The following is a 17,981-nucleotide window of genomic DNA, read 5'->3' as shown; positions in this document are numbered from 1 at the left end:
ACCAGGAATGCTGCTAGGGGCGCGGGGCTGTGACATTGTGCGGCTCCGCCGCGCGGGCGCGATCAGCCACGTACAGGCCGCACACAACCGACCCGCACCCCGCGGAACCCCTCAGCCGTCCTCAGGTACAGGCGGAGCCGTAGGCCGTAGCTTCAGCCACACCAGGAAGAAGACCCCCAGGGCCAGCATCCCCAAGCCCGTCCAGAGGTTGATGTTGACCCCCTGCGCCTTCTTCAGGTCCGCGGACGACGCGAAGACTCCCGCCCCGCCCACAATCACCCCGTACAGGGTGAACAGCCCGCCGATGATGCGGCGGATGTCGAACAACCGGGCCGCCGTCGCCGACTTCCGCTCCAACTCGGAGACTTCACGCTGCAGTTCAGACATTTGAGTGACCTCCGGTCAGAAGGAGTAGGGGACGTAGCAGAGCGCGGCCAGCACGATCGCGCCCCAGCCGAGCAGGGCCGGCCGGCGGTACCAGGCGGCGTCGCCCTCGGCGGGCGGCTCCTCGACGCCGGGCGACTTCGTCCCGTACACCAGGCCCGCGAGCTCAGCCGCAGGCTTGGGCGCCGTGAACAGGGTGACCAGCACCATCACCACCGCGCCAGCCACGAAGCCGACGATCGCGGAGACGAAGTTCGCCCCCTGGTCGGTCGGGATGGACACGACACCGTGCTTGTAGATCCAGAAGTAGTTGACCATCGCCGCCGTGGTGCCCGCGAGCAGCCCCCACACCCCCGACTTCACCGACGCCCGCTTCCAGAACATGCCGATCACGAACACCACGAACATCGGCACGTTGAAGAAGGAGAACAGCGTCTGGAGGTAGCCCATGATGTTGGAGAAGGACGAGGCGATGAACGCCGTACCGATGGATGCCAGAACCCCTATCGCGGTGATCAGGCGCCCGAACCTCAGGTAGTACCCGTCCGGCTGGTCCTTCTTCACGTACTTGGCCCAGATGTCGTACGTGAACACGGTGTTGAAGGACGACACGTTCGCCGCCATGCCCGCCATGAACGCCGCGAGCAGCCCGGTCACCGCGATGCCGAGCACGCCGTTGGGCAGCAGCTCCTGCATGAGCAGCGGGATCGCGTCGTTGTACGTCAGGTCCGAGCCCGCCGTGCCGATCTTGGGTACGAGTACGGCCGCGACCAGGCCCGGGATCATCACCAGGAACACGATGAACATCTTCGGGAACGCGGCGATCAGCGGGGTGCGCCGGGCCGCGCTCAGGTTCTTCGCGGACAGTGCCCGCTGCACCTCGGCGAAGTTGGTCGTCCAGTAGCCGAAGGACAGCACGAAGCCGAGCCCGAGCACGATGGTCAGCCAGTTCGCGCCCAGCGGGTTGGCCTGGCCGATGCCGGTGCCGCCCCACGCGGACAGGAAGTTGTCACCGTGGCTCGTCCTGAGTGAACTCGTCAGGCCGTCCCAGCCGCCGACCCGCTTCAGACCCAGGATGGTCAGCGGTATGAGCGCGGCCAGGATCACGAAGAACTGGAGCACTTCGTTGTAGATCGCCGAGGAGAGCCCGCCGATGGTGATGTACGCGAGCACGAACAGCCCGGCGACGACGATCGCCACCCACTGCGGCCAGCCGAGCAGCGCCTCCACGACGATCGACAGGGCGTACAGGTTCACGCCCGCGATCAGCACCGCGGCGAACGCGAAGAGCGCCGAGGCCAGCAGGTGCGCCGACTTGTCGAAGCGCTGGAGCAGGAACTCCGGTACGGAGCGGACCTTCGACCCGTAGTAGAAGGGCATCATCACGAGCCCGAGGAAGACCATCGCCGGGATCGCGCCGATCCAGTACCAGTGCACGACCGCGACGCCGTACTGGGCGCCCGTCGCGGACATGCCCAGGATCTCGGTGGCGCCGAGGTTGGCGGCGACGAAGGCGAGCCCGGTCACCCAGGCCGGCAGCGACCGGCCCGACAGGAAGAAGTCGAGGCTGGTCTTCACGCTGGCGCGGGCGGCGAAGCCGATGCCCAGAACGACGATGAAGTAGATCGCCAGAATCGTGTAATCGAGCCCGTTGGTGGGGAGCCGAAGCCCCGCGGCCAGGTATTGCATGCGTACTCGCTTCGTCGCGCTTACTGATCCGGACGGGAACCTACGCCTCCATGTTCAGAAACTGAACACTTTTGATGAGATTGTTTGTTTGATTGTGATCGAGCGTGGATGGCGACCGGACCTGGCGCCGTACTTGATCATCCATGGCAACCGCTTGCGCGCCCATTGACGGAGGCTGTTGGCTTGTGGTTTGTTGTGTGCGGTTCTGTTGGATGGTGGAGGTTGCAGGTGAAGAAGACGTCGACCCGGCTCGCCGACGGTCGTGAGCTGCTCTACTACGACTCGCGTGACGACCTCGTACGGGACGAGACGGACCGGCGCCCGCTCGATGCGGTGTCGACCGCGTCCGAGATCCGCCGCGACCCGCTGCTCGGCGACGCGGTGGCCATCGCCTCCCACCGCCAGGCCCGCATCTACCACCCGCCGGCCGACGAGTGCCCCCTGTGCCCGTCGCGCGACGGGCGGCTCAGCGAGATCCCTGCCGCCGACTACGACGTCGTCGTCTTCGAGAACCGCTTCCCCTCGCTCGCGGGTGACTCCGGCCGCTGCGAAGTCGTCTGCTTCACCCCCGACCACGACGCGTCCTTCGCCGACCTCACCGAGGAACAGGCCGCGCTCGTCCTGGAGGCCTGGACCGACCGCACCGCCGAACTCGCCGAACTCCCGCAAGTCCAGCAGGTGTTCTGCTTCGAGAACCGCGGCGCCGAAATAGGCGTCACCCTCGGCCACCCGCACGGCCAGATCTACGGCTACCCCTTCACCACTCCCCGCACCGCCCTCATGCTCCGCTCGCTCGCCGAGCACCGCGAGCGCACGGGCGGCCGCAACCTCTTCGACGACGTGGTCGAGCGGGAGCTCACCGATCGCGTACGGGTGGTCCTGGAGGGCGAACACTGGGTGGCGTTCGTGCCGTACGCCGCGCACTGGCCGTACGAGGTCCATCTGCACCCCAAGCGACGCGTCCCGGACCTGCGGGCGCTCGACGACGGCGCGCGCACGGAGTTCCCACAGATCTATCTGGAACTCTTGAGGCGCTTCGACCGGATCTTCGGCCCCGACGAGCCGCCCACCCCCTACATCGCCGCCTGGCACCAGGCACCGTTCCGGGGCGAGGGCGCCGTCGACCGTGCGGAGTTCGGGCTCCATCTTGAGCTTTTCACCATCCGACGCACTTCCGGCAAGCTGAAATACCTCGCGGGTTCCGAGTCCGGCATGAGCGTGTTCATCAATGACGTGCCGCCGGAGGCCGCGGCCGAGCGACTGCGAGAGGTGGCAAGCAAGTGAGCAAGTACCTGGTGACGGGCGGTGCGGGGTACGTGGGCAGCGTGGTGGCGGCCCACCTGGTCGAGGCCGGCCACGAGGTGACCGTCCTGGACGACCTCTCCACCGGCTTCCGCGAGGCGGTCCCGGCCGGGGCGCACCTCATCGAGGGCCGCGTGCAGGACGCGGCCAAGTGGCTCGACCCCTCCTTCGACGCGGTCCTCCACTTCGCGGCGTTCTCGCAGGTGGGCGAGTCGGTGGTGAACCCCGAGAAGTACTGGGCGAACAACGTCGGCGGCACGATGGCCCTGCTCGCGGCGATGCGCGGCTCGGGCGTGCGCAGGCTCGTCTTCTCGTCCACGGCGGCCACGTACGGCGAACCGGTCTCGACCCCGGTCACCGAGACCGACCCGACGGCCCCGACCAGCCCGTACGGCGCCTCCAAGCTGGCGGTCGACCACATGATCGCGGGCGAGTGCGCGGCCCACGGCCTGGCCGCGGTGTCGCTGCGCTACTTCAACGTGGCGGGCGCGTACGGCGGTTGCGGCGAACGCCACGACCCGGAGTCGCACCTGATCCCGCTGGTGTTGCAGGTGGCGCTGGGGCAGCGGGAGTCGATCTCGATCTACGGCGACGACTACCCGACCCCCGACGGCACGTGCGTACGGGACTACATCCACGTGGCGGACCTGGCCGAGGCGCACCTGCTCGCGCTTGACGCGGCGACGGCGGGCGAGCACCTGGTCTGCAACCTGGGCAACGGCAACGGGTTCTCGGTCCGCGAGGTCGTGGAGACCGTACGCAAGGTGACCGGGCACCCGGTCCCCGAGGTCGTCGCGGGCCGGCGCGGCGGCGACCCGGCGGTCCTGGTGGCCTCCGCGGCGCGCGCCCACGAACGCCTGGGCTGGCAGCCCTCGCGCGCCGACCTCGCCGGAATCGTGGCGGACGCCTGGGCGTTCGCGCGGCGGACGGAGCACGCCGGTGAGTGAAGTGGCCGCCGCCTTCCGGGAGTTGTACGGGACCGAACCGGACGGGGTGTGGGCGGCCCCCGGCCGGGTCAACCTCATCGGCGAGTACACCGACTTCAACGAGGGCTTCGTCATGCCGCTCGCCCTGCCGCACACGGCGGTGGCGGCGGTGTCCCGGCGCACGGACGGGGTGCTGCGGATCCACTCGGCGGACATCGACGGCCCGCTCGTTGAACTCCGCGTCGACGAGCTGGAACCGCTGTCCGGCGCGGGCTGGGCGGCATACCCGGCGGGCGTGGTGTGGGCGCTGCGCGAGGCCGGCCACGAGGTGACCGGCGCCGACATCCACCTGACGTCGACGGTGCCGACGGGCGCGGGCCTGTCGTCGTCGGCGGCGCTGGAGGTGGTGACGGCCCTCGCGCTGCGCGACGTGTTCCAAATCCATTTGTCAATGGATGAGTTGGCGCGGCTGGCGCAACAGGCGGAGAACTCCTTCGTGGGAGTCCCGTGCGGAATCATGGACCAGACGGCGTCGGCGTGCTGCACGGCGGGCCACGTGCTGCACCTGGACACCCGGGACCTGGCCATGCGCCAGATCCCCTTCGATCTGCCGGCGCACGGTCTGCGGCTCCTGGTCGTCGACACCCGCGTGAAACATGCGCTGGGGGACGGCGCGTATGCCGAACGGCGCGCCGGCTGCGAGCGGGGCGCGCGGGAGCTGGGTGTACGGAGCCTGCGCGAAGTCGCCTACGCACAACTCCCGGAGGCTCTGGTGCAGTTGTCGTCCCCGACCGTGCGGGACTACGTACGGCATGTGGTGAGCGACAACGAACGGGTGGCGCGGGTGGCGTCGCTGCTGGCCGCGGGCGACGTCCGTGGCGTCGGCCCCGTCCTGACCGAGGGCCATGCCTCCCTGCGGGACGACCTGCGGGTGTCCTGCGCGGAGCTGGACCTGGTGGTGGACACGGCGGTGGCGGCCGGGGCGCTGGGCGCGCGCATGACGGGCGGGGGTTTCGGAGGCTCGGCGATCGTCCTTGTGGAGGAGCCGGCGGTGGGGCCGGTGTCGAAGGCCCTGGTGGCGGCCTTCGAGGGGGCCGGCCTGACCCGCCCTCGGGTCTTCGAGGCGGTGCCGTCGGCGGGGGCGCGGCGGGTGGGGTGAGGGCGCCCCTGCCCCCGGGGCCTGGGGCGCAGCCCCAGGCGTGCCGGGTCAGCTCGCGGCCTCGCCCGCGGCGCGGCCCAGCCGCTTGGTCAGGGTGTACTCCGTCACCCCCGGCGGATAGTCAGGGATGGCGCACACCACTTCGTACCCCCGCTTGCGGTAGAACCCCGGCGCCTGGAAGTCCCACGTCTCCACCCGGGCGAAGTCACAACCCCGCTCGGAGCGTGCCAACTCCTCGGCAGCGGTGAGGAGTTGGGAGCCGAAGCCCCCCGAGCGCAGCCCCGCGTCGATCCACAGGAGGTCCACGTGCAGCCAGCTCGCCCAGGTGCGCCCCACCAGGCCCCCCGCGAGCAGCCCCGCCTCGTTCAACCCCCAGACATGGAGCGGCACTTCCTTCTCCGACGGCGTCCCGCGCAGCGCGCGCAGCACCGGAGACCGCTCGGTGTTGGTGTCCCGCAGCCGCCGGTGCAGCTGTGCCCGCCGGGTCTTGTCCACTTCTGTCTCGATACGAAACATGGAACTCACCCTAAACATTCGGGCACGCCACGTAGCCGTACGGGTTCAATCAGTTCTGCAAAGTGCCTTCCGCTGACAGCTCACGGCCCTACGCTGATGCACAACACCGGTGGGGGCCGGTGTTGATCAGGGGGCGAGACAGTCGGGTACGTCGCCCGGGGTGGGGTAGTACTCAGTGCACGGCGGCGGCCGTGCGACTGCGGTGAACCCGGCTCCGGGCGCCGTACCCGTACCGGTCCGTCCCCCGACCCTGGGGGTGTCACTTGGTACGTATCCGAGTTCTGGTGGTGGACGACCACCGCATCTTCGCGGAGTCGCTCGCCGCGGCCCTGGCCGCGGAGCCCGACGTGGACGTCGCCGCGGCCGGCAGCGGTCCCGCGGCGCTGCGCTGCCTGGAGCGGGGTGCGGCCGAGGGCCGCAGATTCGATGTGATGCTCGTCGACGCGGACCTGGGCACATCGGCGACGGTCCCGGTGGCCCGCGCGGTGCCCGACGGCGGCGCCGAGGGCCTGGTGGACGGGATCTCCCTGGTCGCGGGCGTGCGTTCGGGCCAGCCCGCGGTGCGCACCGTCGTACTCGCCGAGAAGGACGACCCGCGCCGGGCCGCCCTCGCCCTGCAGGCCGGCGCCTGTGGCTGGGTCGCCAAGGACTGCTCCCTGCAACGGCTGCTCGCCGTGATCCGGGGCGTCCTGCGCGACGAGACGCATCTGCCGCCCGCGCTGCTCACGGGCGTCCTGCGCGAGCTGACCGCCGCCCGCAAGCACCGCACCGAGTCCGAGCGGCTCGTCGAGTCGCTCACCCCGCGCGAGCGCGAGGTGCTGCGCTGCATGGTGGCCGGGCTCGGCCGCAAGGCGGTCGCCGAGCGCCTGTTCCTGTCCCCGCACACGGTGCGCACCCACATGCAGAACGTGCTCGGCAAGCTGGGCGTGCACTCCACGCTCGCGGCCGTCGCACTGGCCCGCCGGGCGGGCGTCGGCCCGGTCGACCTAGCCGGGGATGTTGTCGAACGGGGCGGTCAACTGGCGTAGCAGGCCCGCCAGTTCGCCCCGCTGGGCGCGGCTGAGCTCGCCGAGGATGGCCCGCTCCTGCTCCAGGAGTCCGGCGAGCGCCTGGTCGGCCCGGTCGCGCCCCTCGGGCGTGAGCCGCACCAGGACCCCGCGCCGGTCGCTGGGGTCGGGCAGCCGCTCCACCAGGCCCTTCTTGGCGAGCCGGTCGATCCGGTTGGTCATCGTGCCCGAGGTGACAAGCGTCTGCGTCAGAAGCTGCCCGGGCGAGAGCTGGTAGGGGGCGCCCGCCCGCCGCAGCGACGTCAGCACGTCGAACTCCCAGGGCTCCAGGCTGTGCTCGGCGAACGCGAGCCTACGAGCCCGGTCGAGATGGCGCGCCAGCCTGCTGACCCGGCTGAGCACCTCGAGTGGTTCCACGTCGAGGTCCGGGCGCTCTCGGCGCCATGCTGCGACCAGTCGGTCGACCTCGTCCTCCATGGCGATCAGTGTAGAGGGTCTGTCGACGTGAAGTCTCTTGACGTCAAGATATATATCGAGCCACCATTGGGCATGGAGGGGCCGGGACCCTGTTCCGCTTCGGACGGCCGTACCTGCAAGGGGGCTCGAACATGCATTCCGATTCTTCGACGACCACCACCCGGACCGAGCCACCGGTCTGGGACCCACAGCAGTATCTGCGTCACGCCGGGCACCGCACCCGCCCGTTCCTCGACCTGCTCAGCCGCATTCCGGAACTCCCCGCGACCGGCGGTCTCTCGCCCCGGATCGCCGACCTCGGATGCGGCCCCGGCAACGTCACCGCCCGCCTCGCCGACCGCTGGCCCGACGCCCGCATCACCGGCTTCGACCTTTCACCGCAGATGCTCGCCCAGGCCGACAAGGAGCACGCCGGCACCACCGTGGGCGGCGGCTGGCTCGACTTCCAGGTCGCCGACGCCGCGCACTGGGTGCCCGGCGAACCGTACGACCTGATCGTCTCCAACGCGGCCCTGCAGTGGGTTCCCAACCACCCCGAGTCGTTCCCCGCCTGGATCGACGGCCTGAACCCAGGAGGCACCTTCGCCTTCCAGGTCCCCGGCAATTTCACCTCGCCCAGCCACGCGATCCTCGCCGAACTCTGCGAGTCCCCGCGCTGGCGCCGCCGCCTCGATGATCACGGCCGCCGCTACGTCCATATCCTCGAACCCGCGGACTACCTCACCCGCCTCGCCGATCTCGGCTGCGAGACCGATGTCTGGGAAACCGTCTACTGCCAGTTGCTCACCGGCCAGGATCCCGTCCTCGACTGGGTGAAGGGCACCGCCCTGCGCCCCGTGCTCACGGCCCTCGACGGGGACCAGGAAGCCATTGACGCCCTGCTCACCGAATACCGCGACCGGCTCCGCGAGGCCTACCCGCCGGGCCCGCACGGCACGGTCTTCCCGTTCCGCCGCATCTTCGCCGTGGCCAGGAAGAAGTAGAGGGAAGTAGAGGGAAGAAGTGGAAGAAGGCAGGAGAAACCAGCCCATGCTCGCCGCTGTCGACCATGTACAGCTCGCCGCCCCGCCGGGCAGCGAGCCGCAGTTGAGGACGTACTACGAAGTCATACTCGGCATGACCGAACTCCCCAAGCCCCCGGTACTGGCGGCCCGGGGCGGCTGCTGGTTCCAGTACGGGCCGGTCCAGCTCCACCTGGGCATCGAGGAGGACTTCCGCCCCGCGAAGAAGGCCCACCCCGGGCTCCGCGTCACCTCGATCGAGGCGTACGCGCGCCGCCTTGAGGAACACGGCGCGAAGGTCGTCTGGGACGACAACCTGCCGGGCCACAAACGCTTCTACTCCGAGGACCCGGTGGGCAACCGCCTGGAATTCCTGGAGCCGGCCCCGGTCGCCGGTTGAACGCACAGTGCCCCGCCCCCTCCTCGCGGAAGGGACGGGGCACTCCTGTGCGTGAACTGCCTTGCGCACACGGCGCGTTGGGCCTAGTAGATGCCGTTGTACGTGTTCCAGCCGCCGCCCAGGCTCACGCGCTCCTTGAAGGCACCCGTGCCGTTGGCGTCGTAGCGCCAGGCGGTACCCGAACCGTCGACGCCGATCAGGTCGGCGCGGCCGTCACCGGTCATGTCGCCCGGGGTGGCCAGCTTGTTGTAGCCGTTCCAGCCGCCGCCGAGGTCGATGCGGTTGCCGAAGCCGGGCGTCGACTTGCCCGGGTACATGAACAGGTGGCCGTTGCCGTCACGGGCCAGCAGGTCCGCGATGCCGTCGCCGTTGACGTCACCGGCGCCGAAGAGCTTGTTGAACCCGTTCCAGCCGGCGCCGAGGTCGACCGGGTTGTAGAACCCGGTCGCCTGGCCGTTGCCCGGGTAGAGGTACATGTGCCCGTTGTTGCCGCGCGCGAGCAGGTCGCCGTTGCCCTCACCGGTGAGGTCACCGACCCCGGCGAGCCCGTTGAACGCGTCCCAGCCGGCGCCGAGGTCGTGACCCTCGACGAACAGGTGGCCGCCGCCCACCTCCAGCAGCGTGCCCCAGCGGCTGTCGGCGCGGAGCGAGGAGGTGAAGGTGACGTTGGCCCCGGCCCAGCCGCCGACGTCGCTGATCAGCCTGCGGTCGGCCAGGGTGCCGTTGCCCAGCGCGTAGTAGTAGTAGAGCGAGCCCTGGGTGTCGAGGCCGAGCAGGTCGCCCTTGCCGAAGGCCGCGTTGCCGCCGGCATTGGCCAGGACGGAGCCGTTCCAACCGGTGGCGTTCATGGCGCCCCGCGGGCCCAGACCGCCCTGGAGGTCGACGCCGTAGTACCAGAGCGCCCCCGCGAGGTCGCGCCCCACGACGTAGCTGCCGGCTGCGTCGTCCATCACGAGGAGCTGGTTGTAGACGTTCCAGCCCGTGCCGATCTTGACGCGGTCCTTCAGCGGGGTCGCGGCGCTGCCCGAACCCGCATAGAAGAACAGGTCGCCGCCGGGCGTGCGGGCGACGATGTCGGCGATGCCGTCGTTGTTCATGTCGAGGCTGCCGACGATCTGGTCGTAGATTCCCCAGCCGCTGCCGACCTTGACCCGGTCCCCGAAGGGGCTGCCGGTGAGCGAGCCGGTGCCGGGGTACAGGTACAGGTCGCCGGAGGGCGTACGGGCCAGCAGGTCGGCCTTGCCGTCACCGGTGAGATCGCCGGGCACGATCAGCTTGTTGTACGCGTTCCAGCCGGTGCTGGACCACGACAGTGAGCCGCCGTAGACAGAGAGGCTGTCCTGCTGGTTCTGGTCCTTGACCGGCGTGGCGTACAGGCCCGAGTACAGGGCCAGCGTGCCGGTCGGCGACACGACGAACAGCTCGGGGTTCCCGTCGCCGTCGATGTCGCCGGGCTCGATCAGGTCCTTGGCCGGGGCGTAGCCGCTGGAGACCTCCGGGTTGTGGGTGATCTTCCAGGGCTCCAGGTAGACCTTGCCGTTCGGCTCCTGGTACAGCAGATCGCTGTTCCCGTCCTTGTCCAGGTCGAACCGGGGCTTCCGCGGGACGGCAGCGGCCGTGGCGCCGTACGGCGTCTTGCGCTGGGGCCGGGTCGCGGAGGGCTCGGCGGTCTGCGGCTTCGCCGGCTTCGCCGCGACATGCGGACCCGCCGGGTTGGTGTCGGCCGAGGCCGGGCCGGCGAGCAGCATGCCCGCCGACAGGACGATGGCGGTGCAGGCCGCGAGGCGGCTCGCGCGCTTGGTGCGCACAGAGGACAAAATTCCCCCCATGGGAATAAAGCGGGTAGATCCGGGGGGAATGGAATCGCTGCGTATTCGTCGTCGCATGGGCGCGCGGAAAAGGGCGCGGCACGCACGCCGTGGCGGCACAACGGGCAGCCACGGGTGATTGCACGCGAGGAATGGCGAAAATCCCCCCCGGGATTGTGCGTGAAGACTACAGCGGATTCTTGTGCAGTTGAAGTGAAAATTGTGGCCGATGTTGTCCGCTGTTGCCCGGAGGGAGTCCGGGGGGAGTGGGTATCAGTTTTTGCGGTGCCCTATCAGGCGCGGTTTCGGTTCAAGACCGTCCAAACCGTGCCAGGCCAGATTCACCAGATGCGCCGCGACTTCCGCCTTCTTGGGCTTGCGCACGTCCAGCCACCACTGCCCGGTGAGCGCCACCATGCCGACCAGCGCCTGTGCGTACAGCGGCGCCAGTTTCGCGTCGAAACCGCGGGCTTTGAACTCCAGGCCCAGAATGTCCTCGACCTGGGTGGCGATGTCGGAGATCAGTGAGGCGAAGGTTCCGGTCGACTGGGCGACGGGGGAGTCGCGCACCAGAATGCGGAATCCGTCCGTATACGTCTCGATGTAGTCGAGCAGCGCGAATGCGGCCTGTTCGAGGAGTTCCCGCGGGTGGCCCGCTGTGAGCGCGCCCGTCACCATGTCGAGCAGTGAGCGCATTTCCCGGTCCACGACGACCGCGTACAGGCCTTCCTTGCCGCCGAAGTGCTCGTACACCACCGGCTTGGAGACGCCCGCCTTCGCCGCGATCTCCTCGACCGAGGTGCCCTCGAAGCCCTTCTCCGCGAAGAGCGTGCGACCGATGTCCAGCAGTTGCTCCCGGCGCTCGGCGCCGGTCATCCGAGTCCGGCGGGTGCGCCGGGGCTTCTCGGCGGAGCCTGCGGCCCCGGCCGAGCGGGAAGAACCAGAGGTGCTGGTGGTACGGGTGGTGCTGGAGTCGGTCGCCACGTCGTCCATCATGCCGCCTCGGCGGCCTTCTCCTTGCGCCGGGAGGGGCCGTCCCCGTTCCGCTTGGAGTCGATACGGGCCGCGCTCGGCCAGCGCACGTCGTAGGCGAGACCCACCTGCTCGCACCAGCGGATGATCCGGGCACTGGAGTCGAGCTGCCCCCGCATCACCCCGTGCCGGGCCGACGTCGGGTCCGCGTGGTGCAGGTTGTGCCACGACTCGCCGCACGACAGAACGGCCAGCCACCACACGTTGCCGCTGCGGTCACGCGACTTGAACGGCCGCTTGCCGACCGCGTGGCAGATCGAGTTGATCGACCACGTCACATGGTGAAGCAGCGCGACCCGCACAAGGGAGCCCCAGAAGAACGCCGTGAACGCGCCCCACCACGACATCGTCACCAGACCGCCCACCAGCGGCGGAATCATGAGGGACAGGATCGTCCAGTAGACGAAGTCGCGCGAGATGCGGCGGATCGCCGGGTCGGCGAGCAGATCCGGTGCGTACTTCTCCTGCGAGGTCTGCTCCTCGTCGAACATCCAGGCGATGTGGGCCCACCACAGGCCCTTCATCAGCGCGGGCAGCGTCTCGCCGAACCGCCACGGCGAATGCGGGTCGCCCTCCGCGTCCGAGAACTTGTGGTGCCTGCGGTGGTCGGCCACCCAGCGCACCAGCGGCCCCTCGACGGCCATCGAGCCCGCCACCGCGAGCGCGATCCGCAGCGGCCGCTTCGCCTTGAACGAGCCGTGCGTGAAATAGCGGTGGAAACCGATCGTGACGCCGTGGCAGCCCAGGTAATACATGAACACGAGGAGGCCGATGTCGAGCCAGCTGACCCCCCACCCCCAGGCGAGCGGCACCGCCACGAGGAGCGCCACGAAGGGCACGGTGATGAAGAGCAGCAGAGCGATCTGCTCGATCGAGCGTTTGCTCTCGCCGCCCAGCGTCGCGGACGGCAACGGAGGTTCGTCAGGTGACTTGAGCAGATCGGGACTGGTGGTCATGGGGAGTACCCCCGGCAGGGTGAGGAATTCGAGAGGGATCGCCTGGCTACGGTTGCGTAACCTACGGCAACGTAAGTATGGCAGTGCCGTGGCCCGGGACAAGAGCCCGTGGACGGCGGGGCGGAATGGGACACCTATCCTGGGTGTCGTCGGACAGCGCGGTCCGCAAGCCTCCAGAACCCTCCAGACGTGCTCAAACACTGCAAGGAGCCGCACCTGTGAGCAGTGCCGACCAGACTCCCGCCGCCAGCCACGAGCTGCGCGCCGACATCCGCCGACTGGGTGACCTCCTGGGCGAGACCCTCGTCCGACAGGAGGGACCCGAGCTCCTGGAGCTCGTCGAGCGGGTCCGCGCGCTGACCCGGAGCGACGGCGAGGCCGCCGCCGAACTCCTCGGCGGCACCGAAGTCGAGACCGCCGCCAAGCTGGTGCGCGCGTTCTCCACCTATTTCCACCTCGCGAACGTGACCGAGCAGGTCCACCGCGGCCGTGAGCTGCGCGCCCACCGCGCCGCCGAGGGCAGCCTCCTCGCCCGCACCGCCGACATGCTCAAGGACGGCGACCCCGAGCACGTCCGCGAAAGCGTCAAGAACCTCAACGTGCGGCCGGTCTTCACCGCCCACCCCACCGAGGCCGCCCGCCGCTCCGTCCTCAACAAGCTGCGCCGCATCGCCGAGCTCCTGGAAACCCCGGTCATCGACTCCGACCGGCGCCGCCACGACCTGCGCCTGGCCGAGAACATCGACCTGATCTGGCAGACCGACGAGCTCCGCGTCGTACGCCCCGAACCGGCCGACGAGGCCCGCAACGCCATCTACTACCTCGACGAGCTGCACGCCGGCGCCGTCGGGGACGTACTGGAGGACCTCGCGGCCGAGCTGGAACGGGTCGGCGTCGAGCTGCCCCCCGGCACCCGCCCGCTCACCTTCGGCACCTGGATCGGCGGCGACCGCGACGGCAACCCCAACGTGACCCCCAAGGTCACCTGGGACGTGCTGATCCTCCAGCACGAGCACGGCATCAACGACGCGCTCGAAATGATCGACTTCCTGCGCGGGCTGCTCTCCAACTCCATCCGGTACGCCGGAGCCACCGAAGAGCTGCTCTCCTCGCTCCAGGCCGACCTCGAAGCACTCCCCGAGATCAGCCCCCGCTACAAGCGCCTCAACGCCGAGGAGCCCTACCGGCTCAAGGCCACCGCGATCCGCCAGAAGCTCGTCCACACCAAGGACCGGCTCGCCAAGGGCACCCCGCACCAGCCGGGCCGCGACTACCTCGGCACCGCCGACCTCATCGCCGACCTCACCCTCATCCAGACCTCCCTGCGCGAACACCGCGGCGCCCTGTTCGCCGACGGCCGCATGGACCGTACGATCCGCACGCTGTCCGCGTTCGGCCTCCAGCTCGCCACGATGGACGTACGCGAACACGCGGACGCCCACCACCACGCGCTCGGCCAGCTCTTCGACCGGCTCGGCGAGGAGTCCTGGCGCTACGCCGACATGCCGCGCGACTACCGGCAGAAGCTCCTCGCCAAGGAGCTGAGGTCCCGGCGCCCGCTCGCCCCCACCCCGGCCCCGCTGGACGCGGCGGGCCAGAAGACCCTCGGCGTCTTCGGGACGATCAAGGAAGCCTTCGAGCGGTTCGGGCCCGAGGTCATCGAGTCGTACATCATCTCGATGTGCCAGGGCGCCGACGACGTGTTCGCCGCCGCCGTCCTCGCCCGCGAGGCCGGCCTCATCGACCTGCACGGCGGCTGGGCCAAGATCGGCATCGTGCCGCTCCTGGAGACCACGGACGAACTGCGTGCCGCCGACGTCATCCTCGACGAAATGCTGGCCGACCCCTCCTACCGGCGCCTCGTCTCGCTGCGCGGCGACGTCCAGGAGGTCATGCTCGGCTACTCGGACTCCTCCAAGTTCGGCGGCATCACCACCTCCCAGTGGGAGATCCACCGCGCCCAGCGCCGGCTGCGCGACGTCGCGCACCGGTACGGCGTACGGCTCCGGCTCTTCCACGGCCGCGGCGGCACCGTCGGCCGCGGCGGCGGCCCCTCGCACGACGCCATCCTCGCCCAGCCCTGGGGCACCCTGGAGGGCGAGATCAAGGTGACCGAGCAGGGTGAGGTCATCTCCGACAAGTACCTGATTCCATCGCTGGCCAGGGAGAACCTGGAGCTGACCGTCGCGGCCACGCTCCAGGCGTCCGCCCTGCACACCGCGCCCCGCCAGTCCGACGAGGCGCTCGCCCGCTGGGACGCGGCCATGGACACGGTGTCGGACGCGGCCCACTCCGCCTACCGGCGGCTCGTGGAGGACCCGGACCTGCCGGCCTACTTCTTCGCCTCCACCCCCGTCGACCAGCTCGCCGAACTCCACCTCGGCTCGCGGCCCTCGCGCCGCCCCGACTCGGGTGCGGGCCTCGACGGTCTTCGCGCGATCCCGTGGGTCTTCGGCTGGACCCAGTCCCGGCAGATCGTGCCCGGCTGGTACGGCGTCGGCTCGGGCCTCAAGGCGCTGCGCGAGGCCGGGCTCGACACGGTGCTCGACGAGATGAGCGAGCAGTGGCACTTCTTCCGCAACTTCCTCTCCAACGTGGAGATGACGCTGGCGAAGACGGACCTCCGGATCGCCCGGCACTACGTCGACACGCTCGTGCCGGACGAGCTGAAGCACGTGTTCGCGACGATCGAGGCGGAGCATGAGCTGACCGTGCGGGAGGTCCTGCGGATCACCGGGGGCGATGAACTCCTCGGCGCCAACCCGGTGTTGCAGCAGACCTTCGCGATCCGGGACGCGTATCTGGACCCGATCTCGTATCTCCAGGTCTCGCTCCTGGCCCGCCAGCGGGCTGCCGCGGAGCGGGGCGAGGCCCCGGATCCCCTGCTGTCCCGTGCCCTTCTCCTCACGGTGAACGGAGTAGCAGCGGGCCTGCGCAACACGGGCTGACTTTCCCCACCCCGCCCCTTCCCGAGACCCTCCGGGGGTTGGGAAGGGGCGGCGGTCGTTCCTGGGGCTCCGCCCCAGACCCCGTTCGCGCCTGAAGGGCGCTCGTCCTCAATCGCCGGACGGGCTGAAATGCTCCGGTGCGGGCCAGGGTTGGTGTTGCTAGGGGCGCGGGACCGCGACATTGTGCGGCTCCGCCGCGTGGGCGCGACTGGGCATGCTGGGTGCCCTACAGGGGCGCGGGGAACTGCGCGACCAGCCACCGCGTGCCCGCGCGCGACATCCGGCCCACTAAGGGGCGCGGGGAACTGCGCGAGCGGGGTCGGGGGCAGCGCCCCCGGAAATTACAGGGCGATGAATGCCGCCGCCATCGTCGCCGCGCCCAGCACCCCCGTCACCCACGCCGTACGCGGCATCCGCACACCCCCACCGATCACCAGCGCCGCCAGCAGCAGCGCCCCCGCCAGGGGGAGCCAGGCGTACAGGAGGCCCGCCGTCCCGCTGCGTACCGCCTGCGTCGTGCCCGGTTTCACCACCACCGGTATCCGGGCGCCCCGACGGACCGCCACCGACTCGGCGATCGTCATGCCGGGGTGCGCCGACGAGCCCGCCGAGGGTCGGTACGGGCCGGTGCACACGTCGTCCGCGCACTTCGTCACCGTCAGCGTGCCGTGGTCACGGCCCTTCGCCAGGACCACGTGCTGGGCGGTGCCCCACGACGACCAGAACCCGGCGACCACGAGCAGCGCGGCGACCAGGGCCATCGCGGCCCGTCGCACGTACAGCAGGAACGTACGGCTCCGTTTCGTCATGGGGCGCGATCCTGGCGGTTTGGCTGCGCTCGGTCAACCTCTGCCCAACAAACAGGGCTGCTCTGCCACGCCTTGTCAGGAGTTGTACGTCGACTGAGCTCGTTCCAGGCCCTCGATCACCAGCGCCTCGGCCGCGTCCGCCGCCCGGTCCACGAAGTAACCCAGCTCCTTGCGCTCCGTCGAGGAGAAGTCCTTCAGGACGAAGTCCGCCACCTGCATCCGCCCCGGCGGCCGACCGATCCCGAACCGCACCCGGTGATAGTCCGCGCCCAGCGACTTCGTGATCGACTTCAGGCCGTTGTGCCCGTTGTCCCCACCGCCCAGCTTCAGCCGCAGCACCCCGTAGTCGATGTCCAACTCGTCATGAATCGCAACGATGTTGGCCACCGGCACCTTGTAGAAGTCGCGCAGCGCCGTCACCGGGCCACCCGAAAGGTTCATGTACGACAGCGGCTTGGCGAGCACCACCCGACGGTTCAGCGGACCCGGCGGACCGATCCGCCCCTCCACGACCTGCGCCCGCGCCTTGTGCGCCTTGAACCTGCCACCCATCCGCTCCGCCAGCAGATCGACGGTCATGAAACCGACGTTGTGCCGGTTCGCGGCGTACTCCGGACCCGGATTGCCCAGGCCCACGATCAGCCAGGGTGCGTTCGCGTCGGTCGTCATGGGGGCTGCGTCTCCTCACGTACGGACAAAAAGATGTGGACGAAACATACGGACAAAGAAAAACGGGGCGGCGGGCCATTGTGGCCCGCCGCCCCGTCGGAGTCCGTGCCCGGCACGGATCTCAGGCAGAGCGTGCGGCTCAGGCCTCGGCGCCCTCGGCCTCGGTCTCGGCAGCCGGCTCCTCGGCCTGCGCGGCCAGGATCTGGATGACGACGGCGTCGGGGTCGGTGGCCAGGGTCGTACCGGCCGGCAGCTTGATGTCCTTGGCGTGGATGGCCGCGCCGGCCTCAAGGCCCTCGATGGAGACCGAGACGGAGGTCGGGATGTGGGTGGCCTCGGCCTCGACGGAGATCGTGTTCAGCACGTTCTCGACCAGGAAGCTGCCCGGGGCCAGGTCGCCCTCGGTCTCGACCGCGATCTCGACCGTGACCTTCTCGCCCTTCTTGACGAGCAGCAGGTCGACGTGGACCAGGAAGCCCTTGATGGCGTCACGCTGGACGGCCTTCGGGATCGCGAGCTCGGTCTTGCCGTCGATGTCCAGGGACAGCAGGACGTTCGGCGTACGCAGCGCGAGCAGCAGGTCGTGGCCCGGCAGGGTCACGTGGACCGGCTCGGTGCCGTGACCGTAGATGACACCGGGAACCTTGTTCTCACGGCGGATGCTGCGGGCGGCGCCCTTGCCGAAGCTGGTACGGACGTCGGCGGCGAGCTTGACCTCGGACATGTGCACTCCTCGTAGAAGGTGAACCAAAAATTGGCGGTCACCCGGCCACGACTGGCCTGCTACGAAGAGCGCGTCGATAACGGACCGCCGTACCTCAGGTACGGCCTCCCTCGCCGAGCAACTTCCCCAGACTACCCGGCCACCCCCCACCCGCCCAATTGGATCAGTCGCCGA

General features: G+C 69.7%; 17 protein-coding genes. 7 read left to right on the top strand and 10 right to left on the bottom strand.

What is annotated here, in order from left to right; translation table 11 throughout:
- Nucleotides 1-111 precede the first annotated feature (111 nt).
- Both ACWC2B_RS17725 and ACWC2B_RS17720 read right to left on the bottom strand, forming a co-directional pair.
- Nucleotides 112-387, bottom strand: a complete 276-nt coding sequence (locus ACWC2B_RS17725) for a hypothetical protein (protein WP_450717433.1) — start codon at nt 385-387, stop codon at nt 112-114.
- 15 nt (nt 388-402) lie between these two features.
- Nucleotides 403-2,073 carry a sodium:solute symporter family protein gene (locus tag ACWC2B_RS17720; protein WP_450717431.1) on the bottom strand — a complete coding sequence of 557 codons (1,671 nt, stop codon included), beginning with the start codon at nt 2,071-2,073 and terminating at the stop codon, nt 403-405.
- A gap of 228 nt (nt 2,074-2,301) precedes the next feature.
- On the opposite strand from ACWC2B_RS17720, the gene galT reads away from it, so the two are divergent.
- The 3 genes from galT to galK are packed head-to-tail and all read left to right on the top strand — an operon-like array spanning nt 2,302 to nt 5,460.
- Entirely contained in the window at nt 2,302-3,357 is a 1,056-nt protein-coding gene (gene galT / locus ACWC2B_RS17715) for a galactose-1-phosphate uridylyltransferase (protein WP_450717429.1), read from the top strand.
- Nucleotides 3,354-4,322: a UDP-glucose 4-epimerase GalE gene (gene galE / locus ACWC2B_RS17710; RefSeq protein ID WP_450717427.1), complete on the top strand. Its 969-nt coding sequence runs from the start codon at nt 3,354-3,356 to the stop codon at nt 4,320-4,322. The genes galT and galE overlap by 4 nt, the downstream gene beginning before the upstream one ends.
- Complete coding sequence (galK, locus tag ACWC2B_RS17705; RefSeq protein ID WP_450717425.1) at nt 4,315-5,460, top strand: galactokinase; 1,146 nt, start codon at nt 4,315-4,317, stop codon at nt 5,458-5,460. Before galE ends, galK begins: the two co-directional genes overlap by 8 nt.
- A gap of 48 nt (nt 5,461-5,508) precedes the next feature.
- Here the strand turns inward: galK and ACWC2B_RS17700 are convergent, their stop codons facing one another.
- Entirely contained in the window at nt 5,509-5,976 is a 468-nt protein-coding gene (locus ACWC2B_RS17700; protein WP_450717423.1) for a GNAT family N-acetyltransferase, read from the bottom strand.
- Nucleotides 5,977-6,239: 263 nt separating this feature from the next.
- On the opposite strand from ACWC2B_RS17700, the gene ACWC2B_RS17695 reads away from it, so the two are divergent.
- Nucleotides 6,240-7,004, top strand: a complete 765-nt coding sequence (locus ACWC2B_RS17695; protein WP_450717421.1) for a LuxR C-terminal-related transcriptional regulator — start codon at nt 6,240-6,242, stop codon at nt 7,002-7,004.
- Here ACWC2B_RS17695 and tamR read toward each other — a convergent pair.
- Nucleotides 6,963-7,460 (bottom strand): MarR family transcriptional regulator TamR, encoded by a 498-nt coding sequence (tamR, locus tag ACWC2B_RS17690; RefSeq protein ID WP_450717419.1) that lies wholly within the window; start codon nt 7,458-7,460, stop codon nt 6,963-6,965. The two genes, ACWC2B_RS17695 and tamR, sit on opposite strands and share 42 nt — an antisense overlap.
- Before the next feature lie 131 nt (nt 7,461-7,591).
- Between tamR and ACWC2B_RS17685 the strand changes: the two genes are divergently transcribed.
- Nucleotides 7,592-8,443, top strand: a complete 852-nt coding sequence (locus ACWC2B_RS17685; protein ID WP_450717417.1) for a trans-aconitate 2-methyltransferase — start codon at nt 7,592-7,594, stop codon at nt 8,441-8,443.
- Nucleotides 8,444-8,489: 46 nt separating this feature from the next.
- The gene (locus tag ACWC2B_RS17680; RefSeq protein WP_450717415.1) at nt 8,490-8,861 is read left to right on the top strand and encodes a VOC family protein; all 372 of its coding nucleotides are present in this window, start codon (nt 8,490-8,492) and stop codon (nt 8,859-8,861) included.
- A gap of 83 nt (nt 8,862-8,944) precedes the next feature.
- Here ACWC2B_RS17680 and ACWC2B_RS17675 read toward each other — a convergent pair whose 3' ends face one another.
- The 3 genes from ACWC2B_RS17675 to ACWC2B_RS17665 form a co-directional block, all read right to left on the bottom strand.
- Nucleotides 8,945-10,669 carry an FG-GAP repeat domain-containing protein gene (locus ACWC2B_RS17675; protein ID WP_450717413.1) on the bottom strand — a complete coding sequence of 575 codons (1,725 nt, stop codon included), beginning with the start codon at nt 10,667-10,669 and terminating at the stop codon, nt 8,945-8,947.
- Nucleotides 10,670-10,942: 273 nt separating this feature from the next.
- Nucleotides 10,943-11,665: a TetR family transcriptional regulator gene (locus ACWC2B_RS17670; RefSeq protein WP_450717411.1), complete on the bottom strand. Its 723-nt coding sequence runs from the start codon at nt 11,663-11,665 to the stop codon at nt 10,943-10,945.
- Nucleotides 11,662-12,657: an acyl-CoA desaturase gene (locus ACWC2B_RS17665; protein WP_450717409.1), complete on the bottom strand. Its 996-nt coding sequence runs from the start codon at nt 12,655-12,657 to the stop codon at nt 11,662-11,664. The genes ACWC2B_RS17670 and ACWC2B_RS17665 overlap by 4 nt, the downstream gene beginning before the upstream one ends.
- 218 nt (nt 12,658-12,875) lie before the next feature.
- Between ACWC2B_RS17665 and ppc the strand changes: the two genes are divergently transcribed.
- Nucleotides 12,876-15,605 (top strand): phosphoenolpyruvate carboxylase, encoded by a 2,730-nt coding sequence (ppc, locus tag ACWC2B_RS17660; protein ID WP_450717407.1) that lies wholly within the window; start codon nt 12,876-12,878, stop codon nt 15,603-15,605.
- Between the two features lie 341 nt (nt 15,606-15,946).
- Here ppc and ACWC2B_RS17655 read toward each other — a convergent pair whose 3' ends face one another.
- The 3 genes from ACWC2B_RS17655 to ACWC2B_RS17645 form a co-directional block, all read right to left on the bottom strand.
- Nucleotides 15,947-16,414, bottom strand: coding sequence for a hypothetical protein (locus ACWC2B_RS17655; protein ID WP_450717405.1), 468 nt, complete (start codon nt 16,412-16,414; stop codon nt 15,947-15,949).
- A 75-nt stretch (nt 16,415-16,489) separates the two neighbouring features.
- Entirely contained in the window at nt 16,490-17,083 is a 594-nt protein-coding gene (gene pth, locus ACWC2B_RS17650) for an aminoacyl-tRNA hydrolase (protein ID WP_386032160.1), read from the bottom strand.
- Between the two features lie 139 nt (nt 17,084-17,222).
- Nucleotides 17,223-17,807, bottom strand: coding sequence for a 50S ribosomal protein L25/general stress protein Ctc (locus ACWC2B_RS17645; RefSeq protein WP_450717403.1), 585 nt, complete (start codon nt 17,805-17,807; stop codon nt 17,223-17,225).
- Between the last annotated feature and the right edge of the window lie 174 nt (nt 17,808-17,981).

It is taken from the genome of Streptomyces sp. NPDC001415 (genome assembly GCF_053597395.1).
Note: the sequence above shows the minus strand (reverse complement) of the source record. Positions and strands in the feature narration are given on the sequence as shown.